Source organism: Scopulibacillus darangshiensis, assembly GCF_004341035.1.
In the GTDB taxonomy this organism is placed as follows: Bacteria; Bacillota; Bacilli; order Bacillales; family Sporolactobacillaceae; genus Scopulibacillus; species Scopulibacillus darangshiensis.
This window is the reverse complement of sequence record NZ_SLXK01000004.1, coordinates 18,433-44,491: the sequence shown is the minus strand read 5'-3', so window position 1 is coordinate 44,491 and position 26,059 is coordinate 18,433. Positions and strand designations below refer to the sequence as shown.

Sequence of the window (26,059 nt, the reverse complement as noted above, 5' to 3'; positions counted from 1 at the left end):
AAGAATATCTTTTTATAAAACTGGCGATTCCCCCATGTAATAAAGGGCTTCCTAATTAACCGGAAGCCCTTTGCAAAAAATTAGTTGCGCACCGCCTTTACCTGATCTTTTTCAGGATTAATCCAATCTTCTGATGTCCACCCTGACAGATCATAATCGCTTAAGGCTTGGTCAACAAAGTCTTTAAATTTGTCGGTTTGGCCCGAGTTATCAGCGAATTTTAGGGTGTCAAGGCGGATGCCTTCGTGATTGCCAGCGTAGTTGATTTCATACAACTCATTGCGGCCGCCGAATTCGGTTCCGATCGCATCCCAAATGAGTTTCATAACTTTAACGCGCTCCTCGGCGCTGACACCGCCTGAGCCTTTATAATATTGATCCAAATAAGGACGAAGTTCGGGATTCAAGAAGTCTTTGGCGCTTGATGGCAGCTGGATCAGTCCCCCTGCTGCGACCTGTTCAAAGATTTCTTTTATTTTCGGCCAAACCATTGGCGCGAAAACACGGTATGCTGTGGCATAGGTGCCGTTTGGCAAGACGCAGCCGTTCGCCCCTTTTTCAGGATTAGTAGCCATTGCCGTTGAAATGGCCCAGAACATATTTCTCCAAGACATCACTTCGCCGATGTTGGCTTGCACACCTCGAAACCGATTTGTCCCGGCCATTTCAGTTGCTTTAAGAAGCAAACCAACCATGAAATCAAGTTTGACAGCGAAACGGGTGCAACCCTGGAACGTGTAACGGTTCACCCAGCCAGTCTTCGGTCTGAAGCCATTGGCTACATCGACATTCTTATAAGTAAGAATATCCTCCCATGGGATAAATACATTGTCTAGAACGATAACAGCGTCATTTTCATCAAAACGGCTTGAAAGCGGATAATCATATGGCGTTCCGAGCTTAGTCGCTATTTCTTCATAGGATTGGCGGCTGACGATTTTTAACCCCGGCGCGTTCATTGGTACAAAGAAAATTAACGCGTGGCTTTGATCCCCTTCCCCAAGGTCAACCGGCGAGTAATTGGCAACGAAATTATAGTGTGTCAACGCAGCAGATGTCCCCACCATTTTGGCACCGCTTACAATAACGCCGTCATCCCGTTCTTCTACCGCACGGACGAAGACGTCTTTATTTTTGTGAAGCGGCTGATCGCGGTCCATTTGCGGATTAACAATCGTATGGTTGCAAAATGGCACATCCTTTTGGGCTTTCTTATACCACCTTCTGGCATTATCCTCAAAACCCTTATAAAAGTCAGCATACGGTCCTAAAGAACCGATGAAGGCCGCTTTGTAATCCGGTGTTCGGCCCATAAATCCATAGCTCAATTTGGACCACTCAGCCATCGCATCCCTAGCCTCCAATAATTCCTCCGCGCTTGTTGATGCTTTAAAAAACTTATGTGTTCTAAAGCCATATTCCGTTTCAGTTGTAAGGATCGGCGCTTTTTCCGGATCATGCAAAGCATCATATAATCTGGCAATCGACCTTGCAGCATTTTGATAAGCTGGATGTGCCGTGACATCCTCCACCTTTTCCCCATTTAAGTAAACAACCCGTCCGTCTCTCAAACTCTCTAAATACTCTTTGCCATTCATCATATTAAACACCTTCACCCTTCCTATGATTTTCTTATGTTGGAATCTTTAGTCCAATCATAGCGAATAAGTGATAAGGGTTTCTACGACAAATGGTGTCTATTATTAAGCACTTATTTCAATACATTTTGTCAGTTTCCCTCCCCTATTCGGTTAGTATCTCCCCTTCAGCTGCTAAAACCTGTAAAGTCAATAATAGCTGATAGGCTGACGCCGGGTTCCGGAGGTCTTGGCCCAGAAGTGTTTCGATTCGGCCAATTCTGTAGCGCAACCCGCTCATTGACAAATTAAGGTCGTTTTTGGTCTTTTCAAGATTGCCCCCATTCGTTAAGAAGACATAGAGTGTTTTGATAAACTCAACATGGTCCGCTTTGTATTCAAATAAAGGCCCCAAAAGATGTTTTGCTTTTTGTTTAAAAGCATCCTTATTATGAGAGTGCATAAGAATCCCGACAACACCCAAATCATCAAACAGGACAAGGTTATTAGATTTCATGCACATCTTCAATGCCGTCATCGCTTCATCATAATAATCCTGCGCCTTCTCAATCTGTTCGGCCACGGTGCTGACACCGATTTTGAACGTTCGTTTCGGAAAACCTTTGGTTAAATGATTGATAAAATGGGCAAATAACCGTGATATTCTTCCTTTAGGCAAATCAGCTTGAATGAGAAGGATAACATGGCCGTCCCGCTGCCCGATTAGCACATTCCTGTCTTTAAAATAGTTGCGGGTCTCCTCCATCACCTGGTCATGGAAAAGCAGCTCGTTTTTGGCATCCTTGTCCTGATAACTATATTTTAGAACCGTAATGTAGTAGGGTTGCTCAAGGTCAAGCCCTGCATAACTTCCCCGTTTTAAGATTTCCCCTTTGGACGCAAAGCTTGCGCTTAGTATTTGCTCCAAAAAGTAGCCCTTCATCCTTTCCCCGGCTTCAAAAGTATTTTTTTCATTTAACATATGAAGCGAGCAAATCGTTGCCGCCCTTTCCAATATCATTTGGTCAGCGTCATTGCATGCCTTCGATTCATTGCCATAGACAAATGAACAATAGCCAAACACCTTTTTTTCTAACACGATTGGTGTCGTCATCCGCTGATGATTAATGCCAGACACCTTATGCGTTCGGTTAGACATGATCTCATGCCAACCGTCGCTTAATTCTGCCGCAAGCTCGGAAAACCGTTCCAAATCCAAGCCCGCATAAGCCACAGGCTGCAAATTTAAATCTTCAATCACTACCGGCAAAGCTATTGCATCATGAACAACCTTGGCGATTGATTGCAGATTATTGCCTTCAACGAGCTCATCCATCAATCTTTTATGAATAGCTAACGTCCGCGATAATTGATTCCGTTCCACAAGCAGCTTTTCATAGGTTGTTTCCAATTCTTTTATAATCGGCTTTTCATCATACAGCCTTTCGTCATTGATTTGCCCGTCCCAATCGTGAAGTGATTTGCCAATGTAACGGCACTCACTGTCACCCGTTCCTTTACAATCTGCTTCTTTAAAAATGACGGTGTGCTGACAGATTTCTGAATAGTAACCGCTGGCATAGCCGATAAGGGTGTGGCAGACAGGATTTTCCGAAAAACCGAACTGGTGGATATGCTCCTCCGCTTCATAAGAATTGGTCCATATTCCTTCAACATGAACGGATTGAACCGAGCCGTCCTGATGATATTTAAGCTGCAGACCCGTTGTTTTGACCTTAGTGTAGCCCTTCATCATGTGCAAAACCGGCCCTTGTTTTAAAACATCATCAATTGATGACAGACCTTTACTAAGCATCTTTTTCGCATCATTCGCACCTAAATTCCAGCCATAGCGAAGCAGAAACCCTTTGACCCGCTCCATGCCGATATTTTCAATAAGATCTCTCCGAAGAATGCCGAAAACTGATGATGACGTTAAAATCATCCGCTCATTTTCTAGAAAAATGGTGCCACTTTGATCGGCAATATTAAAGGACATATTAGCGGCGCCTCCTTTCGCTTCTCAAGATTTAGTGTAAAAAAAGAAGCCATCGGCATGGCAGCAGCCTCCTAATCAGACAGGCTGAAGCATACGATGACTGGACGTTTTTTTTATCCATTTAATTTGGATGGTTTCCTTATGTCTAGCTTTCACGCTGTTAAACAGCTTAACATACACCTTGATTGGATCATCTTCTATCATACAAACGCCGTTATAGACGGCATCAGCCATTTCTGCCGATATCTCATATATCCCCTTGTGTGGCAGCAAATAGTCTTCTATCCGCACCTCGTGGCATTCGCTGTCTCCATGTTTCGCAATCTGCCCTGTCACCTTATAAAAGTCACCCAGGAATTCAGGGATGCCGTTGACATTACCCGATGCAAGCAGACTGCGGATGAGCGTGGAGCTGACCTTTTGACCTTGCCGCTCAACTTTCGGAACGGTTGTCACCCCAAACGCGCCTTTACCGAATTCGGCCAAATTCCCCATGTTTCCTTGCCCTTTAAAGCCGAAGCTGAAGTCAAAGCCAGCCACGGCGTGACGGCATTGCAGATCGATAAGATAATGGTCGACAAATTCAGCAGGCGTGAGTTTTGCAAAGGCATGATCGAATGTCACCACATACAATTTTTGCACGCCCAGCTTTGCTAGTATCCCCCTTTTGGCTTCCAGCGGCGATAAATAATGATCCACCTTCTTCTTCATAGGGATGATTTGACTTGGATGTGGACTGAACGTCATCAAGGCGAGTGCAAGATTTCTTTCCTCTGCTCTCTTTTTGGCTGTTCGAATGATTTCCTGATGGCCGATGTGAAGGCCATCAAAGAAACCAAGAGCCATCACACATGGCTCTTTATTCACACGTTCTATATTCAATGGGTGCTGCACATGTATCGTTTCCATCGATTCCATCCACCCCTTTAAAGCTAACTGATTTTAGTATATTTCCCTTCATAAAAGCCAAGAGGCTCGCCTTCTTGCATAAGGATATCGCTGACTTCACCGACAAAAAGGGTATGATCGCCTGCTCGATGTGAATTGTACACATCGCACGTTAAATTAACGATAGCATTTTTAATAACAGGCACGCCACCAACCCATTCAAAATCAATATCGCGATTTTCCTTGAGCTGTCCGGCAAAACACATGGACATCTCTTGCTGTTCACGATTTAATATACTGACACCAAATTTTCCAGTCTCCTTAATAAGCTCATTCATATGCGCCTTTTCCCCAACTGAAATTAGAACTAACTTAGGATTGAGGGAAACGGACATAAATGCGTTGGCGGTCATGCCGCGAACATTATTATCGACCGATGTGGTGATCACAGTGACACCAGTTGCAAATTTCCCCATGGCATTTCGAAACATCCGATCATCCATTGTAAAACGCCTCCTCTAATTATTTTTTAAATCGGCTGTGAATATTGTTGTATTTATACGTTGCATGGCTAAACTCGATCAGCTCCATTGATAACGCCAAATAGCGTTTCTCAAAAAGGCTTGCAAAGTGTGATTTAATCACGTCAAACAGCGCATCACAAGCTTCCTTTTTTTGTTCTTCGGTCCGCCCTGACCCTATCTTTAAGGCCGCATGGACAAAAGCGTCATCTTCCGCTCCATCAGCTGCACGGTAATCATGAAGTTCAATCGCTCTTGAACGAATGCCGCCTATTGGAAAGGTGTCCCCGCGCGCGATCAGGACGTCATTGACTTTCTTAAGCAATCCCGGTATATCGCCGTCTTCTTTGAGATTATCGGTATATTCGATGATAAAATGAGGCAAGAGTTTTCCTCCTTTTACTTTGAGATATTAAATGCATCATCGCCGGCGATTGTATTGACCAATCTGCCAATCCCTTCGATCTCCGTCGCCACCTCGTCGCCCACGACCGTATTTACCGTACCCTTAGGCGTTCCGGTCAGAATCATGTCACCCTCATTTAATGTCATAAAGCCGCTTAAATATTCGATCAGGAAAGGAATGCTGAAAATCATATCCTGTGTCGTTCCTTCCTGAGTCAATTGCCCGTTCACATAGGTCTTCAAACCAAGCTTCATCGGATCCGCTATATCCTCAGCATCAACAAACCATGGTCCGATTGGCGTACATGTATCACGGTTTTTCACCCTTAGGTTAGGCCGATAGTAGTTTTCCAAATAATCACGGATGGCATAGTCGTTGGCAACGGTGTAACCGGCAACATAATCATAAGCATCTTCACGCTTGACATTGCGGGCTTTCCTGCCAATCACGGCAACCAATTCACATTCATAGTGCATATTTGTGGCATCCGCTGGCCGGCGGGTCTCCGCCCGGTGACCGATAAAGGTGTTCGGCCCCTTCAGAAAGACAAGCGGTTCTTCTGGCGCTTTAAATGTCAATTCCTTTGCATGATCACTGTAATTCAAGCCTAGCGCAAACACCGTTTTAGGTTCGACTGGGGGAAGCCAGACCACATCATCCTCGCCGACAAGGCGCCCGTCATCCAATTTGAGACGGCCATCCGCTTCTGTGGCATGATGAATGGCACCAAGGTATGCGACACGTGCTGTTTTCATTGCTTCTTCCCCCTTTTCAATTCATCCTCACGTACAACCGTGTTTTCCACACATCCAACACCATCGATTTCAATCCGGACCCGATCGCCCGCTTTTGCCAGTGGCGCATTTTCCGGCACTCCTACAAGCAATATATTTCCGGCACTAAGTGTCATAAAATCGGTGACATCAGCGATTAACTTGGCTGCAGGACGAATCAAATGCTTGGTGGTGTTTTCTTGCCGCACGTCACCATTGATTTTGACCCTGACAGTGAGGTCGTCTGGGTTGTCAACAGCATCCCGTTCGATCACACAAGGACCCACGGGACAGAAGCCATCACGAATCTTTTGCTTTATGGCAGGACGGTACACGCTGCTGTGCGGAATGCTCACATCATTAACCACTGTGTAGCCCGCAATATAATCCAATGCTTCAGATTCGTTGACACGGGTCGCTGTTTTGCCGATAACAATTCCCAGGGCAGCACCCATTGACAATTCCTGCACATCTTCTGGCAACGGGATTGGTTTCCCATAGCCTATGATAGTATTGACCGGTTTGATATACATGATCGGGCCTCGCGGCGGTGCCTGATAAGGTGGTCTATTTACCGCATCCCCTAAGGCATCAAGTTCTCCCTTATAATTAAGAAGCGTACCATATACCGTTCCCGAGACTGGTGGTAATGCCTTGCTCATACATGTCACTCCTCTATTCGTCGATCTTCCTTCAGTTACGATTAAACACAACGAGTTTCATTTCTGTCATTTCCTCAACAGCATATTTAATCCCTTCTCTTCCAATGCCGCTTTCCTTTACACCGCCATAAGGCATATGGTCGACGCGGAATGTCGGAATATCATTAATCAAAACCCCGCCCACTTCCAAATCATCCACGGCATCAAAAGCTAGCTTAATATCATTTGTGTAGATGCCTGCCTGCAAGCCGTAACGAGAATCATTCACAAGATCAACCGCTTCTGGAATTGAAGAAATTTTGCTGATTAATACAATCGGGGCGAAGACTTCCTGGCAAGAAACTTTCATTGATGGATCGACATCAAGCAACACCGTCGGCTGCAGCACATTGCCTTCTTTTTTGCCTCCGGCAGCCACAACAGCGCCGCCGTCCTTCGCTTCCTTGATCCATTCCTCTGCCCGCTTGACATCAGCTTCAGAAATTAACGCTGAAACATCCGTATTGGCATCAAGGGGATCACCGATTGTTAATTTATTTGTCGCTTCTATAAACTTCTCAACAAATGTATCGTATTCCTGTTCATGGACATAAATTCTTTGCAGCGAAATGCAGACCTGGCCTTGAAATGAAAAGGCGCCTGTCACACAACGGGGAACGATATTATCAATTGGCGTGCCCCGATCAATGATTACCGCCGAATTCGAGCCAAGTTCCAACGTCACCCGCTTTAATCCAGCTTTGCTCCGGATTGCTTTTCCGACAGCCGGGCTTCCCGTAAAAGTAATCATGCTGATGCGGTCATCTGTTACAATTTTGTCGCCGATCGTTCTGCCGCTTCCAGTGACAACATTCAAGGCACCCTTAGGCAATCCCGCTTCCGTCAACAATTCCGCCAGGTAATACGAAGAAAGCGGTGTTTGCGAGGCTGGTTTTAAAATAACAGTGTTACCCGAAGCAATCGCCGGGCCCACTTTGTGTGCAACGAGATTCATAGGAAAGTTAAAGGGGGTAATCGCGCCAATCACGCCAATCGGTTCCCTTTTTGTATAGGCGATTCTATTGTCTCCCCCGGGCGCTGCATCTAACGGCAAGGTTTCGCCATGGATGCGCTTCGCCTCTTCCGCAGCAAACTTGTAAGTCTGGACTGTCCGCTCTACTTCCCCAAGTGCTGCCGACAGCGGTTTGGCTGCCTCTAGCGCAATAATCTTAGCGGCCTTTTGCTTATTTTCTTCCAATAAATGAGCCAACTTCTCTAAAATTGCTGCCCGTTGATGCAAAGACATTGTTGCCATTGTGCGGCGTGCGTCATAAGCTGCCTGAATGCCCTTATCAACCTCTCGTTCATTTGCGGAGGGAATTTCCGCAATGGTCTCACCGTTATAAGGAGATTTCAAAGAAACGGTTTTTTCCGCTTCCACCCAGCTCCCATTGATAAATAAATTCTTTTTGATAGCCGTGCCGACTGATGCCATGCTAATCTTGCACCTCCGTCCCAGATGTAAAGGACAAGAACTACAGCCGTCCCGCAGCAGTTCCTATCCTTTTCGTTTGGATTAAATAACAAACATTGGTTTTCGCTGTTTTAATTTAGGCTGGTCTGTGCTGATTGCCTCGCCCGTATTGACATCCAGAACTGTCGAAGCTTCATGGAACCAGCTGTCCGGCGCTTCGTGTCCCCAGAAAGTTCCCCGCTGCGGGTCATTTAGATCCCACTTGATTGGCTTAAAGTCAGGGTCACTCGTTAAATAGTCGCCATTATATAGTTCAATGCGGTGTCCGTCGGGATCACGCAGATAAAGGAAAAAGGCATTGGACAATCCATGACGTCCCGGACCGCGTTCGATGCTCGGTCCGTATCCTAAGGATGCCAGCACATCGCAAGTGTGAATGAGGCTTAATTGATCACTTAGCCAAAAACCAACATGATGCAGGCGCGGACCGTCACCGCTCATAAAGGCAACATCATGGACACTTGGTTTGCGGTGCAGCCATGCCGCCCAGACTTGTTCATTTTCAGCTGCCGTATATTCCGAGCATACAAAGCCAAGACTTTCAGTATAGAAATCGTATGCCTTTTGAACGTCAGGCACCATGCAATTAAAATGGTCAATCCGCTGAATACGCGCACCTTTATATAAGTGATACTGCTGCAGCAGGCGGTCAACGGTATCCATTTTTGCGAAGAATTCCAATGGCAAGCCGGAAATATCTTGAACGCGAAGGGTGCGCCCGATTGCTTTTTGCCTGCCTTCTTCAACCCACGTTGTTCTTAACCCTTTGCTATTAAAGAAATCTGACAACACTTCCAAATCGTCTTCAGATTGCACTTTATAGCTCATGACCTCAACACTTGCTGTGTCCGCCTTTTTTAAAACAAGACTGTGATGATTATGCTCTTCAAGGCCTCTTAAATAGATTGTGCTGTCATCGCTCTCCGTCTCAATTAACCCCAATGCATCAACGTAAAAGCGCCGTGATGCCTCCAAATCAGTAACGTTTAGAACAGCTCTTGCTGTACGGATAATATCAAATGCCACCCTAATCCTCCCCCTCTTTTATACATTCATAAAGTCCGGTTTAACGGCTCCGGTTTTTCCAAGAAAGTCTTTGACAAATGCTTTGAAAGGCTCTTTGTCATATGAATCAAAATAACTCATGCCCATTTTCACTGGGTCGCCGAAGAAGTAATATTCGTAATGCATCTGACGGCTGCCGAAAGCACTCATCGTCAAATCCCAAGCTAAGCGGAACAGCTGAACACGTTCATAGCCTTCAAGATTCTTTCCTTGCAAGCCGCGGTGAATAATGGGACCGATCTCTTCATTTTGGAAATCCGCTTCAGTCGGTATGCCCATTAGACCTGAGGCGCCAAGGATCCGCAAAATCTCAACGAGACGCGGATAGATCCTTGGATACCAGTTACGGGCCGCATCGAGAGCTTGGAAGTCCGGTGTCATCGTGCCCCATTTATCAATGGCAGCATTATGTTCTGCACGATAAAGGTGGCTCTTCATTGTTTCAAGGGAGAGCATAATTTCCGTCCCTTTATCCTTGACATGTTGGAATTGGTCGATGCCGATTGCATCCATTAGACTTAGGACAACGCCAAGCAGGAATTCCGTTTTGACGACATTTTTGGAAACCACTTGATGTGACATGTGAACGACAGCATTCGTTTCCCGGAAGGTGCGGTTGCAAATGGATGAGTTCCCGCAAACAAAGACACGCTCCCAAGGGACAAAGACATTTTCAAAAGAAACAATGGCGTCGCCTTCCTCAAAGCGGGAACCGAGCGGATGATCCCAATGATTTTTACCGTAATCAAAGGATTCCCGGCTGATAAACTTAAGCCCCGGCGTGTTATTTGGAATCGCAAAGGCAAGCGAATAGGGGTCATCTTCTTCTCCCGCTTTTTTCACAGTCGACGGGAAAACGAGAATTTCATCCGTGATCCCGCCTTGGGTTGCCAATAGGCGGATGCCGTCTACGATAATGCCGTCCTCATTTTTTTCCACTAAGTGCAGGGCAACGTTGGCATCCTTCTGTTCATGCTGTGCTTTAGCCCGGTTTACTTGGGGGTGAATGAGGGTATGTGTCAAGCTGATATCATTCTCACGTGCAAACTCGTAATATTTTCTTGCATTTTCAGCAAACATCGGATCAGATTCGGCAAACAGCTCATTGGAAACCCCCATCGCCATGACTTCGGCGTTGAGATAATCAGGGGAGCGCCCCATCATCCCTCCTGATGTTTTTGCCCATTCTGTGATCGCCTCACGTCTCGCGATAAGATCATCAATCGTTTTCGGCTGCAAAAAGGTCATGCCAACTTGGCTGCCCGTTGCCGGGGAAGTGTATAACATCTTGTCAGCCTTTTCATGCTGGACATCATACAGACGCGCCATTGATTTAACGACATTCTTCATGGCAGGATGTTCGGTAACATCATTCACCCTTTCGCCATGGATATAAATATTGTTGTTTGCTTTTTTTAGACGTTCAATGTATTCTTTTCCTGTTTTTGCAGGCATATCTGATTCCTCCTTTGTTATTATTTTTTACCAAACTGTGGAATGTGATGGTCGCCAAGAGCCACATGAATGACTTGTGTTTCAGTATAAAATTCAAACGCGTAGTGACCGCCTTCACGTCCCATCCCGCTGTGTTTGGAGCCGCCGAATGGGATTCTTAGGTCACGGACATTCTGGGAATTGATCCAAAGCATCCCTGAATCAACCGCTTGTGCCACACGGTGTCCGCGCTGGATATCATTCGTCCATACGTAGCCTGCTAAGCCATATCGGACATCGTTGGCAAGCTGAATAACCTCTTCCTCGTCTTTAAAAGTCATGACCGTCATGACAGGTCCGAAGATTTCTTCTTGAGCGACACGCATGTCATTTGTGACATTCAACAACAATGTCGGCGGAATGTAGTTGCCTTTTTGGAATTGTTCAGGAACATGGCCGCTGAATACTTCGGCCCCTTCTTCTCTAGCAATCTCCAAGTAGCGCTTGACGTTATTGAAATGCTCAATATGAATGAGCGGTCCGAGTTCAGTCTTACCATCCATTGGATCGCCAACGACGATATTTTCGATCCGCTCTTTAAGAGCGCTTACAAACTCATCGTAGATCGATTCATGGATAAACAGTCTCGAGTTGGCCGTGCAGCGCTCACCATTAAAGGAGAAGATTCCCCATGTGCAAGCATCCAGCGCCCGGTCAAAGTTGGCATCATCAAATACGATGAACGGTGATTTGCCGCCAAGTTCAGCCGACACACGCTTTAAGTCATCAGCACCATTCTTGATAATTTCGGAGCCTGTTGTCGTTTCCCCCGTAAAAGAAATCAGTTTCACGTCCGGATGGGCGACAAGTGATGCGCCAGCTGTTTCACCAAAACCGTGAACGACGTTGAAGACGCCTTTTGGCAGATCAGCCTTGTCGATAATTTCTGCGAGTCTGTTGGCTGTCAGCGGCGACCATTCCCCCGGTTTCAGAACAACAGTATTGCCGGTAGCAAGTGCTGGTGCGATTTTCCACGTTTCCAGCATGAAAGGGGCATTCCATGGTGTAATAAGCCCCGCAACACCAATAGGTTTATGAATCGTGTAATTCAGAAAGTCATCGTCAACCTTGTAAGCCTCTCCGACCAAACTAGTCGACACCATTTGTGCGTAGAAGCGGAAGTTTTGCGCTGCACGTTTGACCATGTTCTTGGTTTGGCTGATTGGCAGGCCCGTATCCAATGATTCTAGAGGAGCGATTTCCTCGATATGCTCATCGATTAGGTCAGCGATTTTATAAATGTAATTCAGCCGATCATTGACCTTCAATTTTCCCCACTCACCATGGAAAGCGCTTTTAGCTGCTTTGGCAGCGGCTTCGATATCGGCCTTGTCGCCTTCTGCAATCTGGTTGATGACGCTATTTGTGAATGGATTAAGATTTTCAAATGTTTTGCCTGATGCAGCATTGACAAATTCGCCGTTGATATATAGTTTCACATCTTCAATGTTCGTCATTTTTTTCTTCCTCCTTAGTGCATTTATGGCGGGAATTTAGTTTATTTGGCAACTCCTGCTGGAAGTTCGACATATTTCTTAATGCAGTCGCGAATCTCATCTTGCAATGGCTGTTCCGGCAAAGCCATCGGCATCCGCATGGCCGGATTGATTTTGCCCATCATCCCTAAAGCAGCTTTTAACGGTGCTGGATTTGTTTCCTTGAAAAGCACATCATTTAACGGCATTAAGTCAAAGTGCAAATCCTGCGCACGCTTAACATCACCTTTTGCCCAAACATCGTACAGCTCAGCAACTTCCTTAGGGGCAACATTTGCCGTTGCGCTGATATACCCCGCACCGCCGATGGCAAGCATTGGGTAGCATAGGAGCTCAATGCCCGAGTAAAGCAGAAAGTCACGGCCGCAATTTAATAACACACGGTTGACGTGTTCAAAATCTTTGTTGGATTCCTTTACACCAATGATGTTAGGGCAATCCTCATTTAGTCGGGCAAGTGTCTTGACTTCCATATTGACTGCCGTTCGGCCAGGAATGTTATAGACAATGATCGGAATGTCTACAGAGTCGGCAACCTTTTTAAAATGTTTGTAAAGCGCATGCTGTGAAGGCTTATTGTAATAAGGAACGATGACAAGAGCAGCGTCCGCGCCGATTTCTTGTGCTTTTTTCGTTAAATATATTGTTTCTTCATGATTTGTTGAACCAGACCCCGGAACAAATGGCACCCGCCCGTTGACAGCTTTGCAGGCAGCCTCCATCACTTGAACGCGTTCCTCTGTAGTGAGTGAACTTGGCTCCCCCGTCGTTCCTGTAACCGAAATGCCGTGACTGCCGCTTTCAATGTGCCAATCAATCAAATCCTTCAATGTTCCGAAATCGATGGAACCGCTATCATTAAAGGGTGTAATAATCGGTGCAATCGAACCTCTTAATCTTTGTTTGACGTCTTCATAGTTTGCCAACTTCGTTTCCTCCTTATGGATTCTAGTTGTTATTAATCTTTAAAATTAAATCATTTGTCTGAAATGTCCTACAAAAATAGCTTAACATCAGTTAAACTATATATAAAATATTTATTAAATTGGTTTTGTATATGATTTTCGAATAATTATGACAAGGAGGTTTCCTATGGATATAAAACAACTCCGCTACTTTCATACTGTCGTACAAGAAGGCCAGTTTACCAGGGCGGCAAAAAAACTGCATATGGCACAGCCGCCATTGAGCCAGCAAATCAAACTTCTTGAACAAGAACTGGATGTCCTTTTACTAGAAAGGAACGGGAGAAATATCGAGCCGACCCCTGCTGGCAAACTATTATTCAAAAAGGCAAATGAGCTTATATTACAGCTCGATGAAACTGCAAGAGAGGTCAAGGAAATGGGGGAGGGCCTTAAGGGAAATCTATCTATCGGCACGGTCATCACTTGTTTTTCATATTTGCCAGAAAGAATTCGATTATTCCGGGATAGCTTTCCGCTTGTCACCTTCCAATTAAGGGAGGGTGATTCGTATCGATTAAAGGAGCAATTAACAAATAGAGAGATTGAACTTGCGATCGCCCATCCTCCCTTTGATGCAAACACATTTGACATCATTCCTTTGCCTAAAGAGCCGTTTGTATTAGTCACGCCCAAAAGTTGGAATATTCATCCTGTAAATGAAAACGCTATACAATTAAAGGAATTGTCAACGCTCCCTTTATTATTAATGCGGCGCTTAAATGGCAGCGGTCTTGATGAAATGATTATTGATCAATGTCGAAGCGGCGGCATTGAACCTAATGTGTTCGGCGTATGTCCTGATGCCGCTTTACTTTTGTGGCTTGTCTCGTCCGGAGTAGCGGCCACCATTTTGCCAAAGTCAACACTATCATCCCTGCCCACAACAGATCTTAAAATTTTTGATATAGAAAACTTCAATATTCATTCTGACTCAGCCGTTATTTGGCTTAAAGACCGTTATCTTTCCAAATGCGCTGTTCGCTTTATTGATACGTTTAGAAAGGGATTAAAGTGAAAGCTGGCATTGGCGATCGCATAACGCTTTCATGTTACACTGAATGGGAAACATAATTGGAGGTTTTAATATGACAATTGATTACCAAAGCAGGTTAACAGCGCTGCAAATCGATTTAAGCAACCAGCATATCGATATCGCGATGATCACCTCACCAGCAAATGTTTTCTATTACACTGGGTTTAATTCTGATCCACACGAAAGGTTTATGGCTTTGGTGTTGGATAACCGCAAACAAGAATTTGTCCTTTTTGTCCCAGCATTAGATAAAGAGATCGCTGAATCCGAGTCGTTCGTAAAAAATATTATTCCGATTTCTGATGAAGAGGACCCTTTTGCCAAACTGGAAGATGAGCTTGGGAAAAACGTTGAACGGTTTGGACTAGAGATGAAGGCCGTCAGCATGTACCGTCACAATCATTTAAAAACTGCTTTTCCAAAGGCCACCTACGATGATATCGAGCCGTTTATTAATAAACAGCGTTTAAAAAAATCCAGAAGTGAATGGATATATATGCAAGAAGCTGTTGACATCATCGAAAAGGTTCTTACAGAAGGAATAAAAAAGGTGAAAATTGGGATGACCGAGGCGGAATTAACTGCTGAATTGGAATATCTCATGAAAAAATTCGGGGCGGCTGGCCCATCTTTTTCAACAATTGTCCTATCTGGTGAAAAATCCGCTTTGCCACATGGCACACCAGGTGACCGTGCTTTTCAAAACGGAGATTTTTTACTAATTGATTTTGGAGTCGTCACGAAAGGCGGGTATTGTTCAGATACAACGAGGACTTTCATTATTGGCGAAGCAACCGATAAACAAAAGGACATTTACAGTATTGTTCGTCAAGCAAATCAAGCAGGAGTAGATGCTGTAAAAGCAGGCGTTCCACTCAAGAACTTTGATATTGAGGCGAGAAAAGTAATCAATGACAGTGGTTATGGCGAGTATTTCAATAACCGTGTGGGACATGGCCTTGGGATCGAAGTGCATGAAGAACCCTCCATTCATGAAAATAATGAACAAATCGCAGAAAACGGCTTACTGTTTACGATCGAACCCGGCATTTATATCCCTAACTTTGGCGGTGTCCGGATTGAGGATGAAGTATATATTAACGAAGACGGGGAAGTTGAGGTACTCACTTCATTCCCAAAAGAATTGCAAGTTTTGTAAAGACATTAGACCCCTTGTGTCCATTTCCACAAGGGGTCTAGCAAGGCATTAAATAAACTGCAGATTGAATTCCACTGTTTCTTATGAAGGGTGTTTTACCAACTTTTTACCTATTTTGGCGTTCATCTCCCTTATGAACGACCTCAAGCACGATTTTTTACTGGCTTTGGGCTTTCATCGACCTTATGAACGACCTCAAGCACGATTTTTTACCGACTTCGGGCTTTCATCGACCTTATGAACGACCTCAAGCACGATTTTTTACCGACTTCGGGCTTTCATCGACCTTTTCACTTGAAAAGGATCAATATTCCGCTTCATTCCGAAGCCCAATTCTCCCCTCTCCCTCTTTTTTAAGAAAAATCAATTTTCATATAAATTTTCTTAATGAATCCTATATAAACTTTCAATTTAATAAATTCTGAGCGATATAGTAACCTTATTTATAAATACAAAAGTGAGGGGTTTCCTAGATGACATCAAAAGTCGCAATCTATATTCTCGGAATAATTCCATTTATAGGCGGTTTAGGATTTTTACCCGCTGTCAACAAAGTGACACCATATGTATTGGGCATGCCTTTTCTTTTCTTTTGGATGGTACTATGGACAGTATTGATTACCTGCATCCTCGGGATCATATACAAAATTGACCCGGCAAATAAGGAGGGTGACAGCGAATGACGATCGCATTAGTTATCATTTTTGGGTTTTTATTGATAGCGCTTTATCTGGGGATTAAAGCAAGGAAAGGCAGAGAAATGGACCTTGACCAATGGGCTGTTGGCGGCCGCGGGTTCAGTGCTCTATTTGTTTTCCTATTGATTGCAGGTGAAGCGAATACAACGTTCACCTTTCTGGGCGGGAGCGGCTGGGCTTATGGCAATGGAGGACCGGCGGCATATATGATCATTTACTTGCCCCTTGCCACGCTATTGACATATTGGTTCGCCCCCGCGGTTTGGAGGTATGCAAAAAAGCACCAATTAGTCTCCCAACCCGACTTTTTTGCCAGCAAATACAACAGCAAAAACCTTGGTATCCTTACCGCGGTTATCGGCGCTGTCTCTATGTTTCCATATTTTATCCTGCAGCTTAAGGGTTTGGGCATTATCGTTTCCGTGGCATCCTATGGCGCCATTTCTTCCAATGCTGCAATATTGATCGGGGCCGTTTCCATGTCCATTTACGTCATGATTTCAGGCATTCACGGTTCAGCATGGACAGCTGCTTTGAAAGATATTATGATCTTTTTCATTGTCTTATTCTTGGGGATATATTTGCCCATCCATTATTATGGCGGCATCCAGCCGATGTTTGAAGTTGTCGATGCAGCGAAACCGGGTTTCCTTACAATCCCGGATAAAGGCTTAAGTATTTCTTGGTTTATTTCGGCCTCTTTTTTAAGTGCGATAGGCGGTTTGGCCTGGCCGCATTTATTCGGTCCAATTTTTTCATCAAAAAGTGAGAAGGATATTCGCCGCAGCACCATCATGAGACCCATCTACTCGCTCATGCTGCTTTTTGTATTTTTTGTGGGATTTACCGCTATTTTGCAAGTTCCCGGTCTGAAGGGCGCGCAAATGGATTCCGCATTGCTTCACCTGTCATTAAAAACATTTGATCCATGGTTTATCGGTGTGATTGGCGCTGCCGGGCTGCTAACGGCCTTAGTTCCGGGGTCGTTGTTGCTTACATCAATTTGTACGTCATTATCAAAGAATGTCTATCAAGCCCTGGTTCCTTCCGCGTCAAACACATCTGTCTTACATCTTGCTAAATATTTGGTGCCTGTAATTTCACTTGTTGCTGCATTTATTACCATTTATGGAGGAAATGACATTGTCACGTTATTATTGGTGGGCTATGGTTTTGCCGCACAATTGCTTCCTCCACTCGTTTTCAGTTTGTTCAAGAAAAATATTTTAACCAAATACGGGGCAGCCATAGGCATGATTGCCGGCGTGATAACGGTTGCCTACACAACCGTCACTAATGCCACAATCGGGACTATGTTTCCAGCATTTCCACAAGCGATTAAAGATCTCGATGTCGGCATTGTTGCCTTAATTTTAAACGTGGTTGTCTCCATTATCATTAGCCTAGTGGCAGGGGGCATCGCCTCGCTTAAGGACAAAAAAGCAGCGGCCAAGACCGCATAGAAACATAAGGAGGTCATGACAATGATTGATAACTTATTTACAAGGCTTGAAGCCATCTATCCAAAAATGGTGGCGTTTCGAAGGGACCTTCATATGTATCCCGAAATTTCCTTTCAAGAAGTGAACACTCCCAGGAAGATCGCTGATTTCTTAACTGCGCTCGGGATTGAAGTAAAAGAAGGTGTTGGCGGAAGGGGCATCGTCGGCATTCTTAAAGGCGGGAAACCGGGAAAAACGGTAGCTTTGCGTGCAGATTTTGACGCGCTGCCGATTCAAGACGAAAAGAATGTGGATTATAAATCCCAGGTCCCCGGGGCCATGCATGCCTGTGGCCATGATATTCACACAGCTGCCCTCCTCGGCGTTGCTGAAGTATTAAGCGGTGTGAGGGATCAGCTTCAGGGCACCATTGTTTTTATCCACCAATTTGCTGAAGAGTTGTCTCCCGGAGGAGCAAAAGCAATGATCGAAGACGGTTGTTTGGACGGCGTTGATGTCATTTATGGCGCCCATGTTATGTCGGTTGACCCCTTTGGAACGGTGAGCGTGAGGGAGGGTTATGCTTCCTCAGCCCAAGATGATTTTCAGATCGAGATTATTGGGAAAGGCGGCCATGGATCACAGCCGCATTTGACTGTTGATCCTTTGGTTGTCGGAAGCCAATTAGTGTTGAATTTGCAGCACATTGTCAGCCGCAGGGTGGACCCATTGAAATCAGCTGCTGTCACCGTCGGCTCATTTATCAGCGGTGAAACAACAAATGTCATTCCTGATTCAGCAACGATTAAGGGGACTGTTCGCACCTTTGATGACGATGTCCGTGATTTAATTGAAGAAGAACTTAAAAGAATCACAACCGCCACTTGTGACGGTGCAGGTGCAACGGCAAGGATTGATTATGTTAGAGACGCCCCTTCGATGTGGAATGATCCTGAAGAAGCAGCGCGAGTAGAAGAGATGGCAGCATTGGTTTTCGGTGAAGACCAAGTCATTCAAATGGAACCGATGATGGGCAGCGAGGATTTTGCCTATTACCAAAGAGCCGTGCGAGGTGCGTACTTTATGGTTGGCGGCGGAAATCCAGAATTGGATGCCGTCTATCCGCATCACCATCCAAAATTTGATGTTGACGAGCGGTCAATGTTAATGATCAGCAAAACATTTATCGCTACGGTTTTAAACTATCTTTTCGATGGGAATGTCAGCCCTGAATTAGTAGAGACGCCATAAGGATTGCAAGCAGCACAATCTCACGTTGGTTGTGCTGTTTTTTTGTACTTTAAGAATGTTTAAGTTCGCTAAAGCGAAAAAGCGGAATAAAGTATAAGTGCAACTAAGGCTTTCGCCATTAAAGCTTGGCGATAAGCAAAGTTTTCTTTAGCAGTTGGCGGAGAAATGGGGGTTTTGGTACACTTTAAAATAGATCGATTCATTCTTGGTGCAAAAGAAAGGCGAGTGTCATGATGGAATTACGGAACTTGAAAACCTTTCAGACCGTGGCGGAATGTTTAAGTTTAACGAAGGCAGCCAAACAGCTGGGTTATACCCAACCGACCATAACAGTCCAAATCAAGGCGTTGGAAAAAGAAATTGGTTACCCGCTTCTTACCCATGTCGGCAAACAAACCATCCTTACGCCAACGGGAAAGCTGTTGAAGAAACATACGGATAACATTTTTAAAGTGATGCAGGAAATGGAGCGGGATCTCAAAAATCTCGACCATTTTTACGGTACCCTTGTCATCGCCAGTCCGGAATTTTACTGTGCCAATTATTTGCCTTTTATATTGAGAAGCTTTGTAGAACGCCATCCCCAGGTTAAGATCAAACTGGAATCATGCAACAGCATTGAAGCTTTGAATCTGGTTTCCTCAGACAAAGCAGACGTGGGAATCATTGCGGGGGCATCCGAGCTGTCCGAAATTGAATCAACGGTCATTGATTCGGAGGATATCGTTCTCGTCGCATCGCCGGAACTTCTGAAAAACCATGATACTGCTTATGTGCTTGAAAACTATCCCTTTTTAGTCGATAAAAACGTTGAAGGCATGATCGGCAGCTCTCTTTCGGAAATCAATTATGCCCCTCGTTCAGTGATTGAATGCAGCAGTGAAGAGGCAATAAAACGTTCCGTATTGAATCAAATGGGAACGTGCATCATGGGTACAAAACCGATAGAGGATGAGTTAAAATCAGGCGATCTCATCGTGTTGCATCGGTTTTCGGAAAAATTGGAAACCTCAATGATCTGTTTCAAGAACCGCAAACAAGAAACTGCTATCAACGCCCTTTTCCAGTTAATAAAAGATATGTGGGGCAAATAAAGAAAACTCGCCGATTGGCGAGCCTTTGGCGAAGCCAGAGGCGTAGTTGCACTTATGTGCGTCAGAAAGTTATACTTTCTGATTAACTAAATGAAGGCGGACATTCCGCCTTACCCTGTCAAATTCCCCACGTTAATTCGATTATATGAAAGCCATTTCCTTAATAACCGAGAACTTACCGGATATAAACCAAAATAATAGGGTGTTAAAGCTCATTTTCTCTAGTAATGTCAAAACCCATTTACACCATTCAAACTCTTCTTTTTCAAGGCGCAGCTTTCGATTAAGCAAAATATATGGTCCAAAATGTTTGGATAACTTATTTGGGTCCTGCTCCCCATCCTTATACTCCGCCTTGGAAAGAGATGCCTTGCGCAAGGCTATTTTGTGCTCCATTTCAGTGAGCCGCTCATTAATCAACTTTTTTGTGTCCTCTTCATTTACCAGCCAACTGGCGTACATCTTGATAAAAAATTCATCCCTGGTCACCGATATAGCGGGAGGCTCTGCGATCCAATTCTCAAGTTCCTTCTTCCCTTTTTCCGTAATCGAAAATATTTTTTTGTTCGGTTTATCGGTTTGCATGACATGTTCGAAGGTCAATAGGCCGTCCTGATGCAGCTTTTTTAGCAGAGGGTAAATCTGACTATGTTTTGCCGGCCATAATGCATCCAGGTGTTCTGCTAATTCATACCCAGAACAAGGATGATTTGCAAGCGTGCTAAGAATTGCGTATGCCAATGTATTCATCTTATGTCTCCTTGTCTTTAATATGGAAACGATTATTACTATAATAATATCGGTTTCAACTAGTCATAATCAACCATTACCAAACATCCTATTTTTCCCTTATTCTAACCGTGTCAGCATAACCCATACCCAATATCCAGCCTTAAAAATAACCCAGCAAACTAGAAAAGCTGCTGGGTTAAACATCAATATTTCCTGAGAAAAATAGGCTGTTTATCAAACCAATTGGCGCGGATCAATCGATGGCATGCCATAAATATCTCTTCAATTTGCTGGGTTGATGTTGCTAAGACCCGGAGCGTAAATCCTGGGATGGAGAGGCTAGAAACCCCTATTTTATAGGTCTGTGATGTCATGTCGATTGTTTCATATAACATGTCGAGAAAATCAGAAGCTGCCTTTTCACTGACAACAATCATAGATCCTAAATGGGTAAAACCCTCCATTTGCCCAATCCCTTGCATATTCTGGCACTCCGGTTCAAGTTTCATATGGTCAAAGACAACGAGTTTATCTTCCATATAAATTTCATTCTTTAACTGAACTGAATCATAACTGAACCATTCGCCATCAGGTGACCACCCGGGTGTCATGATGTCTGTATAGATCAACGTTGAGCCTTTCTCCATCCGCACCACATTTTTTTGCTTGTATCGCGCCCGGTGATAAGCAATCAGCGGATCGGGCATATATTCCAACACACTGCCGGCTTTCAGCAAGATTTCCGTCTCTTGAACAACCGGCTGATTTGGGGTCTTATATATTTTCGTAGCCGATTGGGTCGTTAAAAGCAGTTCAGCATGCTCGTCCAGCGTAAATGACATGCTATAGCGGTCCCCATCTAAGTAGCCGCCGCCGGGATTAATGATATAAAAACAAGCTTGCCCTGTTTTATCAAGGTATGCCGGGCGCATGATCTTAAAGGCACCCTGAAAATAGACATCTTTTGTTATCGTTTTATCTTCCTTTTTTTCAACATTCAAATTCAAGATGCCTGTCCAATTGACCATATTAATTCAAGCCTACCAGCAAGGCATTCTTCTTAATCCAATCCACGACTTGGTCAAGCCCGGTATTGTCTTGCAAATTAGTAAAAATGAAAGGTTTATCCCCGCGGAACACTTTCGTGTCAGATTCCATTACATCAAGGTTTGCTCCGACATATGGTGCCAGGTCGATTTTATTGATGATAAAGAGATCAGATTTGATCATGCCCTGTCCGCCTTTGCGCGGAATCTTCTCCCCTTGCGCGACATCAATAATATAGATAGAGAAGTCTACAAGTTCAGGGCTGAACGTTGCTGCGAGATTATCGCCGCCGCTTTCAACAAAAATAAGTTCAACATCCTGATGCCGCCTTTCCAAATCCTTGATAGCTGCGGCGTTCATAGATATATCTTCCCTTATAGCCGTATGAGGGCACCCGCCTGTTTCGACACCTATAATGCGGTCTGCAGGCAGCACACCATTTTTCATAAGAAATTCGGCATCCTCTTTTGTGTAAATATCATTCGTCACGGTAGCCATGCTGATCTCACCATCCATCACTCGTGTCAGCTTCTCGACGAGCATGGTCTTACCAGCCCCAACTGGGCCGCCTATTCCAATTTTTATCGGTTCCATCTTATTTTTTCCTCCCTAGATTAGGACATAAATATTCTTATATTAAGCCGTTCATGTTTCATTTGTGATAATTCAAGACCTGGTGACGTGACACCGAAGTCATCTTCCGACAACGAATCAATTTTCTTAACTGCATCAACTAAGTGACTTTGAGATTCTATTAAAATTTGTTGTCCGGCGGTTTGACCTAAAGGGATCCCGCGCACCGCATTTTGGACAAGCCCTGAAATAGTAGAATATAAGAAAGTTGACATTGCCGTGAACTTGGGGACACCAAGATGGCGGGCGATCATTGCAAAAACGATTGCTGGATGACCAAACGACAGCATCTTATCGATCCGATCTTTATATAAAGAAAGCTCAGGAAAATCATACAAGGCCATCCCTAGCACTAACATGCGCTCCCCCATTTTTTGCCCCGCCTCTCTTGTTTCCCTGGGGAGACTTTGCATCGTTATCATTCGGTCAAGCCGCCAAATGTCCTGAAAGTCCCTTCCTTCCTCAAGCATGTCATAAGTAAGACGGCAGGCAAACCCGTCAGAATAGACAAGCTGTTCTTCCAAGAAGACTTTCAACCAATTAGAAAACGTCTTCTTATCAAAAACCCGATCTTCTTGGATATACGTCTCAAGGCCAAACGAATGGCTGAAAGCGCCGGTTGGCAGGTTAGAATCACACAGTTGAATTAATGATAAAAGATAATTATCCATGGCTGTGCCCTATGTGGCGAAACGCCTCTTTTAACTTCCTCTTTTCACGGTCATATGGAACGCCAAGCTCCTTTAATAAAGCTTCGACCAAGTAATCATACTGGACAAGCATCCTATCACCTTCAAATTGTGCAGGAAGATGGCGGTTTCCCAATTGATGCGCTATATTGCCCATTTCTTGAATGCTGCGCGGACTTATAATTAATAGATCATCAGGCATCACGTCGATGACGATCATATTGTTATCATCCATAAATAAAATATCACCGGGCTTGAGATCTTTTGCTTCTTGTAAGCGAATGCCAATTTCTCTTGAATGATCTGAATTCACGCGTTGGATCCGTTTGACCAGATCACTGCTTTCTAAATAAACCTTTTCAATATGGTACTTTTCTAAGTATTCTTTATTAAATTGATCAATGTTTGCCGCGATTTTTTCAATAATCATTAACTTTTCACCTCAAAACAGAAAATAGCGTTGCCCCATTGGCACTTTATCAACAGGTTCGCAAGTCAGCAGCTTGCCATTCACCCGCACTTCGTATGTTTGCGGATCTACGGTAATATCAGGTATTTCCGAATTGTGCTTCATATCTTTTTTTGTCAGCTTGCGAATGCCATGGACAGGAAGGATATTTCTTTCCAAACCGAGTTCTTCCTTAATGCCCGAATCAAAAGCTGCTTGGGAAACAAAGGTGATTGAACTTTTGTATGAAGCTTTGCCATACGCGCCGTACATAGGACGGTAAATGTAAGGCTGTGGTGTTGGAATCGATGCGTTGGCATCACCCATTAGGCTGTTAACAACCATTCCGCTTTTGATAACCATGTCAGGTTTCACACCGAAGAACCGGGTGTCCCACAGGACAAGATCCGCTGTTTTTCCAACTTCAATAGACCCGACAGCATCTGCTATACCATGTGTAATAGCAGGGTTAATCGTATATTTTGCGATATACCTTTTGACACGGTTATTATCTCCAGGCCCATGGTCGCCTTCTAATTTCCCCTGTTGCTTTTTCATTTTGTCGGCTGTTTGCCATGTCCTGATGATCACTTCACCGATCCGGCCCATCGCTTGGGCATCAGAGCTCGTCATGCTGAATATACCCATGTCTTGAAGAATATCCTCCGCCGCGATCGTTTCGGCCCGAATCCGCGAATCAGCAAAGGCGACATCCTCAGGAATGTCCGGATTCAAGTGGTGGCAGACCATAAGCATATCCAGATGTTCATCGATCGTGTTCACTGTATATGGCAAAGTCGGATTTGTCGACGACGGAAGGACATTCGGATAACTTGCTGTTTTAATAATATCCGGCGCATGGCCTCCGCCTGCCCCTTCTGTATGATAAGTATGGATGACTCTGTCCTTAAAGGCGGCCACGGTATTTTCGACAAATCCGCTTTCATTCAATGTATCCGTGTGAAGTGCAACCTGAACATCGTACTCATCAGCAATCCGGAGCGAATGATCAATGGCAGATCCTGTTGCCCCCCAATCTTCGTGCACCTTTAATCCGATTGCGCCGGCACGGATTTGTTCAGCAAGCGGTTCCTCGGTTGCCGCTTGTCCTTTCCCCAAAAAGCCAACATTAATTGGCAATCCTTCAGCGGCTTCGAGCATGCGGTGGATATGCCATTCCCCAGGCGTAACCGTTGTCGCTTTCGACCCTTCCGCAGGGCCTGTCCCGCCCCCAATTAATGTTGTCAGACCAGATGTGAGAGCCGTTTCCACTTGTGCCGGGTTAATAAAATGGACATGAGAATCAATCCCGCCTGCCGTAACAATTTTCCTTTCCCCGGCTATCACTTCTGTTGCCGCGCCGATCACGATATCAACGCCGTCCATCAAAAGGGGATTGCCCGCTTTGCCTATGCCGGAAATTTTACCGTCACGAATACCGATATCCGCTTTATAGATGCCTGTATAATCTACGACAGTGGCATTCGTAATGACGGTATCAGGAATATCTTCACCGCGGGTCACTAACGGGTTCATTCCCATGCCTTCCCTTATGACTTTACCGCCTCCGAAAACGACTTCATCACCATACTGTGTATAATCCTTTTCAATTTCAATAAATAATTCAGTATCTGCTAGACGAATGGCATCACCAGTCGTCGGTCCGTACATATCAGAATATTGTTTTCTGGACATCCGAAAGCTCATTTCTTTTCCCTCCCGTCTAATAGCCCTTCTGTTTTGTTATTGAGTCCGTAGACGCGGCGCTCTCCTCCGAAGGCTGCTAACTCAATCTCCTTAGGGTCCCCCGGTTCAAAACGGACAGCCGACCCGGCCGGAATATTAAGCCTGTAACCAAAAGCATCGTCCCGGTTGAACTTCAGCCCTTCATTCGTTTCATAGAAATGAAAATGCGAACCAACTTGAATCGGGCGGTCTCCAATATTCGTAACCGTTATTTTCCTCGTATCCCGGCCTTCATTACAAATAATATCCTCATCTTTTAGAATGAGTTCCCCTGGCTTCATGATTTTCTTTTCCTCCTTTTATCATCTGATCGGAGTGTGTACCGTGACGAGTTTTGTCCCATCAGGAAATGTGGCTTCGACTTGAATGTCATCAATGAGCTCAGCCACACCATCCATGACATCCTCTTTACTCAATATGTTGGCTCCAAATGCCATTAATTCAGATACGCTCTTCCCGTCACGCGCCCCTTCCATAATTTCATATGTAATGAGGGCAACGGATTCCGGATGGTTTAACTTTAACCCCCGCTCTTTTCGCCTTCTAGCCAGATCAGCGGCAACAACAATCATTAACTTTTCCTGTTCACGAGGCAACAAATGCACCTATTATTCCTCCCATCTCTTAAGTAGTTTCCATAAACCAATCAAACATAGTTTTAGAGAATATAAGACTTTATTCTGTTGATTCCGACATCATTATCATATATCTTAATTTATATATAT

26 protein-coding genes are annotated in these 26,059 nt (G+C 44.6%); 6 read left to right on the top strand and 20 right to left on the bottom strand.

Going from position 1 to position 26,059, the window contains the following annotated elements; all coding sequences use genetic code 11:
* Positions 1-80 precede the first annotated feature (80 nt).
* The 12 genes from EV207_RS04535 to hpaI form a co-directional block, all read right to left on the bottom strand.
* Positions 81-1,601 carry a 4-hydroxyphenylacetate 3-hydroxylase family protein gene (locus EV207_RS04535; protein WP_132744351.1) on the bottom strand — a complete coding sequence of 507 codons (1,521 nt, stop codon included), beginning with the start codon at positions 1,599-1,601 and terminating at the stop codon, positions 81-83.
* A gap of 142 nt (positions 1,602-1,743) precedes the next feature.
* On the bottom strand, positions 1,744-3,576 hold the full coding sequence (locus EV207_RS04530; protein WP_132744101.1) for a XylR N-terminal domain-containing protein: 1,833 nt from the start codon (positions 3,574-3,576) through the stop codon (positions 1,744-1,746).
* Between the two features lie 75 nt (positions 3,577-3,651).
* Positions 3,652-4,485, bottom strand: coding sequence for an adenylyltransferase/cytidyltransferase family protein (locus tag EV207_RS04525; RefSeq protein ID WP_165886831.1), 834 nt, complete (start codon positions 4,483-4,485; stop codon positions 3,652-3,654).
* A 23-nt stretch (positions 4,486-4,508) separates the two neighbouring features.
* The gene (locus EV207_RS04520; protein ID WP_132744097.1) at positions 4,509-4,967 is read right to left on the bottom strand and encodes a flavin reductase family protein; all 459 of its coding nucleotides are present in this window, start codon (positions 4,965-4,967) and stop codon (positions 4,509-4,511) included.
* A 19-nt stretch (positions 4,968-4,986) separates the two neighbouring features.
* The gene (locus EV207_RS04515; protein ID WP_132744095.1) at positions 4,987-5,370 is read right to left on the bottom strand and encodes a 5-carboxymethyl-2-hydroxymuconate Delta-isomerase; all 384 of its coding nucleotides are present in this window, start codon (positions 5,368-5,370) and stop codon (positions 4,987-4,989) included.
* Positions 5,371-5,384: 14 nt separating this feature from the next.
* Positions 5,385-6,146 carry a fumarylacetoacetate hydrolase family protein gene (locus EV207_RS04510; RefSeq protein ID WP_132744093.1) on the bottom strand — a complete coding sequence of 254 codons (762 nt, stop codon included), beginning with the start codon at positions 6,144-6,146 and terminating at the stop codon, positions 5,385-5,387.
* Positions 6,143-6,826 carry a fumarylacetoacetate hydrolase family protein gene (locus EV207_RS04505; protein WP_132744091.1) on the bottom strand — a complete coding sequence of 228 codons (684 nt, stop codon included), beginning with the start codon at positions 6,824-6,826 and terminating at the stop codon, positions 6,143-6,145. The genes EV207_RS04510 and EV207_RS04505 overlap by 4 nt, the downstream gene beginning before the upstream one ends.
* A 31-nt stretch (positions 6,827-6,857) precedes the next feature.
* Positions 6,858-8,300, bottom strand: a complete 1,443-nt coding sequence (locus EV207_RS04500; protein WP_132744089.1) for an aldehyde dehydrogenase family protein — start codon at positions 8,298-8,300, stop codon at positions 6,858-6,860.
* Positions 8,301-8,381: 81 nt separating this feature from the next.
* Complete coding sequence (gene hpaD, locus EV207_RS04495) at positions 8,382-9,365, bottom strand: 3,4-dihydroxyphenylacetate 2,3-dioxygenase (protein WP_132744087.1); 984 nt, start codon at positions 9,363-9,365, stop codon at positions 8,382-8,384.
* 18 nt (positions 9,366-9,383) lie between these two features.
* Positions 9,384-10,859: a 4-hydroxyphenylacetate 3-monooxygenase, oxygenase component gene (gene hpaB, locus EV207_RS04490; protein WP_132744085.1), complete on the bottom strand. Its 1,476-nt coding sequence runs from the start codon at positions 10,857-10,859 to the stop codon at positions 9,384-9,386.
* Positions 10,860-10,879: 20 nt separating this feature from the next.
* Positions 10,880-12,355, bottom strand: a complete 1,476-nt coding sequence (hpaE, locus tag EV207_RS04485) for a 5-carboxymethyl-2-hydroxymuconate semialdehyde dehydrogenase (protein ID WP_132744083.1) — start codon at positions 12,353-12,355, stop codon at positions 10,880-10,882.
* 41 nt (positions 12,356-12,396) lie between these two features.
* Positions 12,397-13,320: a 2,4-dihydroxyhept-2-ene-1,7-dioic acid aldolase gene (hpaI, locus tag EV207_RS04480; RefSeq protein ID WP_132744081.1), complete on the bottom strand. Its 924-nt coding sequence runs from the start codon at positions 13,318-13,320 to the stop codon at positions 12,397-12,399.
* A 166-nt stretch (positions 13,321-13,486) separates the two neighbouring features.
* Here hpaI and EV207_RS04475 point away from each other — a divergent pair, with 166 nt between their 5' ends.
* The 6 genes from EV207_RS04475 (at position 13,487) to EV207_RS04450 (ending at position 20,039) form a co-directional block, all read left to right on the top strand.
* Entirely contained in the window at positions 13,487-14,377 is an 891-nt protein-coding gene (locus EV207_RS04475) for a LysR family transcriptional regulator (protein ID WP_132744079.1), read from the top strand.
* A gap of 70 nt (positions 14,378-14,447) precedes the next feature.
* Positions 14,448-15,554, top strand: a complete 1,107-nt coding sequence (locus EV207_RS04470; RefSeq protein WP_132744077.1) for a M24 family metallopeptidase — start codon at positions 14,448-14,450, stop codon at positions 15,552-15,554.
* A gap of 473 nt (positions 15,555-16,027) precedes the next feature.
* Positions 16,028-16,237 carry a DUF3311 domain-containing protein gene (locus EV207_RS04465; RefSeq protein ID WP_132744075.1) on the top strand — a complete coding sequence of 70 codons (210 nt, stop codon included), beginning with the start codon at positions 16,028-16,030 and terminating at the stop codon, positions 16,235-16,237.
* Positions 16,234-17,715 carry a sodium:solute symporter family protein gene (locus EV207_RS04460; protein ID WP_132744073.1) on the top strand — a complete coding sequence of 494 codons (1,482 nt, stop codon included), beginning with the start codon at positions 16,234-16,236 and terminating at the stop codon, positions 17,713-17,715. Before EV207_RS04465 ends, EV207_RS04460 begins: the two co-directional genes overlap by 4 nt.
* A gap of 21 nt (positions 17,716-17,736) precedes the next feature.
* Positions 17,737-18,945 carry a M20 metallopeptidase family protein gene (locus EV207_RS04455; RefSeq protein WP_132744071.1) on the top strand — a complete coding sequence of 403 codons (1,209 nt, stop codon included), beginning with the start codon at positions 17,737-17,739 and terminating at the stop codon, positions 18,943-18,945.
* Between the two features lie 230 nt (positions 18,946-19,175).
* Positions 19,176-20,039, top strand: a complete 864-nt coding sequence (locus EV207_RS04450; protein WP_243646946.1) for a LysR family transcriptional regulator — start codon at positions 19,176-19,178, stop codon at positions 20,037-20,039.
* A 141-nt stretch (positions 20,040-20,180) separates the two neighbouring features.
* On the opposite strand, the gene EV207_RS04445 is transcribed toward EV207_RS04450, so the two are convergent.
* The 8 genes from EV207_RS04445 to EV207_RS04410 form a co-directional block, all read right to left on the bottom strand.
* Positions 20,181-20,789 carry a PadR family transcriptional regulator gene (locus tag EV207_RS04445; protein ID WP_132744069.1) on the bottom strand — a complete coding sequence of 203 codons (609 nt, stop codon included), beginning with the start codon at positions 20,787-20,789 and terminating at the stop codon, positions 20,181-20,183.
* Positions 20,790-20,974: 185 nt separating this feature from the next.
* Positions 20,975-21,799 carry an urease accessory protein UreD gene (locus EV207_RS04440; RefSeq protein ID WP_132744067.1) on the bottom strand — a complete coding sequence of 275 codons (825 nt, stop codon included), beginning with the start codon at positions 21,797-21,799 and terminating at the stop codon, positions 20,975-20,977.
* A gap of 1 nt (position 21,800) precedes the next feature.
* On the bottom strand, positions 21,801-22,412 hold the full coding sequence (gene ureG / locus EV207_RS04435; protein ID WP_132744065.1) for an urease accessory protein UreG: 612 nt from the start codon (positions 22,410-22,412) through the stop codon (positions 21,801-21,803).
* Between the two features lie 20 nt (positions 22,413-22,432).
* Positions 22,433-23,122 (bottom strand): urease accessory protein UreF, encoded by a 690-nt coding sequence (locus EV207_RS04430; protein WP_132744063.1) that lies wholly within the window; start codon positions 23,120-23,122, stop codon positions 22,433-22,435.
* Entirely contained in the window at positions 23,115-23,570 is a 456-nt protein-coding gene (gene ureE, locus EV207_RS04425; RefSeq protein WP_132744061.1) for an urease accessory protein UreE, read from the bottom strand. The genes EV207_RS04430 and ureE overlap by 8 nt, the downstream gene beginning before the upstream one ends.
* 12 nt (positions 23,571-23,582) lie before the next feature.
* On the bottom strand, positions 23,583-25,295 hold the full coding sequence (ureC, locus tag EV207_RS04420) for an urease subunit alpha (protein WP_132744059.1): 1,713 nt from the start codon (positions 25,293-25,295) through the stop codon (positions 23,583-23,585).
* The gene (locus EV207_RS04415) at positions 25,292-25,615 is read right to left on the bottom strand and encodes an urease subunit beta (protein WP_132744057.1); all 324 of its coding nucleotides are present in this window, start codon (positions 25,613-25,615) and stop codon (positions 25,292-25,294) included. Before EV207_RS04415 ends, ureC begins: the two co-directional genes overlap by 4 nt.
* A gap of 21 nt (positions 25,616-25,636) precedes the next feature.
* Entirely contained in the window at positions 25,637-25,939 is a 303-nt protein-coding gene (locus tag EV207_RS04410) for an urease subunit gamma (RefSeq protein WP_132744055.1), read from the bottom strand.
* Positions 25,940-26,059: the final 120 nt, after the last annotated feature.

Coding starts and splice junctions, on each gene's coding strand:
- EV207_RS04510 (WP_132744093.1), bottom strand. CDS start 6,146: ATGAAAACAGCACGTGTCGCATACCTTGGTGCCATTCATCATGCCACA.
- EV207_RS04455 (WP_132744071.1), top strand. CDS start 17,737: ATGATTGATAACTTATTTACAAGGCTTGAAGCCATCTATCCAAAAATG.
- ureC (WP_132744059.1), bottom strand. CDS start 25,295: ATGAGCTTTCGGATGTCCAGAAAACAATATTCTGATATGTACGGACCG.
- EV207_RS04460 (WP_132744073.1), top strand. CDS start 16,234: ATGACGATCGCATTAGTTATCATTTTTGGGTTTTTATTGATAGCGCTT.
- EV207_RS04500 (WP_132744089.1), bottom strand. CDS start 8,300: ATGGCATCAGTCGGCACGGCTATCAAAAAGAATTTATTTATCAATGGG.
- ureE (WP_132744061.1), bottom strand. CDS start 23,570: ATGATTATTGAAAAAATCGCGGCAAACATTGATCAATTTAATAAAGAA.
- hpaB (WP_132744085.1), bottom strand. CDS start 10,859: ATGCCTGCAAAAACAGGAAAAGAATACATTGAACGTCTAAAAAAAGCA.
- EV207_RS04520 (WP_132744097.1), bottom strand. CDS start 4,967: ATGGATGATCGGATGTTTCGAAATGCCATGGGGAAATTTGCAACTGGT.
- EV207_RS04445 (WP_132744069.1), bottom strand. CDS start 20,789: ATGAATACATTGGCATACGCAATTCTTAGCACGCTTGCAAATCATCCT.
- EV207_RS04535 (WP_132744351.1), bottom strand. CDS start 1,601: ATGATGAATGGCAAAGAGTATTTAGAGAGTTTGAGAGACGGACGGGTT.
- EV207_RS04470 (WP_132744077.1), top strand. CDS start 14,448: ATGACAATTGATTACCAAAGCAGGTTAACAGCGCTGCAAATCGATTTA.
- EV207_RS04530 (WP_132744101.1), bottom strand. CDS start 3,576: ATGTCCTTTAATATTGCCGATCAAAGTGGCACCATTTTTCTAGAAAAT.
- EV207_RS04465 (WP_132744075.1), top strand. CDS start 16,028: ATGACATCAAAAGTCGCAATCTATATTCTCGGAATAATTCCATTTATA.
- EV207_RS04505 (WP_132744091.1), bottom strand. CDS start 6,826: ATGAGCAAGGCATTACCACCAGTCTCGGGAACGGTATATGGTACGCTT.
- EV207_RS04450 (WP_243646946.1), top strand. CDS start 19,176: ATGATGGAATTACGGAACTTGAAAACCTTTCAGACCGTGGCGGAATGT.
- EV207_RS04415 (WP_132744057.1), bottom strand. CDS start 25,615: ATGAAGCCAGGGGAACTCATTCTAAAAGATGAGGATATTATTTGTAAT.
- EV207_RS04440 (WP_132744067.1), bottom strand. CDS start 21,799: ATGGTCAATTGGACAGGCATCTTGAATTTGAATGTTGAAAAAAAGGAA.
- hpaE (WP_132744083.1), bottom strand. CDS start 12,355: ATGACGAACATTGAAGATGTGAAACTATATATCAACGGCGAATTTGTC.
- EV207_RS04475 (WP_132744079.1), top strand. CDS start 13,487: ATGGATATAAAACAACTCCGCTACTTTCATACTGTCGTACAAGAAGGC.
- ureG (WP_132744065.1), bottom strand. CDS start 22,412: ATGGAACCGATAAAAATTGGAATAGGCGGCCCAGTTGGGGCTGGTAAG.
- EV207_RS04525 (WP_165886831.1), bottom strand. CDS start 4,485: ATGGAAACGATACATGTGCAGCACCCATTGAATATAGAACGTGTGAAT.
- EV207_RS04430 (WP_132744063.1), bottom strand. CDS start 23,122: ATGGATAATTATCTTTTATCATTAATTCAACTGTGTGATTCTAACCTG.